The following is a 680-nucleotide window of genomic DNA, read 5'->3' as shown; positions in this document are numbered from 1 at the left end:
GTTAAACCATCCTATCATCCTTGAAGATCAAGATATAGGCTTAGGCTATCAACTCATAGAACAAGCAGAAGAAAGGGTGAGGTTCTACGACCTATACAGAGAGCTTAAAAACTTACAAAAACGCTATAACGTTTACTATCACAAGAAAAAGAAACATCCTATTAAGATACCTTCTTTCATACTAAAAGAAAAACCACGTACTTCTATACAAGAATATTACAAAACCTCTGTAAAAACCCTTTCAGACAAACATCAAAGTCACAGGTTTATAAACGTAATGCTTCCCGCTTGTGGTTGGGCTAAATCAATAGGCCTAAGCGAGGACTTTGTTAAGTCCGTACTATGCGAACTTCTATCAGACAAAGAAAACTTTACCAAAGACTTTCAAAAAGCTTGGAAGTATGCAAAAGAAATAGACTTTGGAAATATCACCAAAGAACAAGACAATCTACTAGGCAAAACCTACGAAGATGTGTCTAATGAAGTGCTAACACTACTCCTAAACAGAAGATACACAAGACAAGAGTTAATAAAAACAGTATTTCAAAATCAAAAATGGCTTTGCGATAGGGTTTTAAGCTTTCTTCAAAAAGCAGGTTTTGTAGAAATCAAATCAAAAACTCAAGGAAGAGGAAGACCTAAGACACTTATATTCATTACCCCTAAAGGAAGAAGATTTA

At 34.7% G+C, this 680-nt stretch carries 1 protein-coding gene; it reads left to right on the top strand.

Annotation, left to right across the window (positions count from 1 at the left end; all coding sequences use genetic code 11):
* On the top strand, positions 1-680 hold a 680-nt coding region (locus tag ACYQZV_RS09085; protein ID WP_459895324.1), incomplete at both ends, for a hypothetical protein.

It is taken from the genome of Hydrogenobaculum acidophilum (assembly GCF_054656715.1).
The sequence above is the reverse complement of the archived record's forward strand: the minus strand, read 5'-3'. Positions and strand labels throughout refer to the sequence as shown.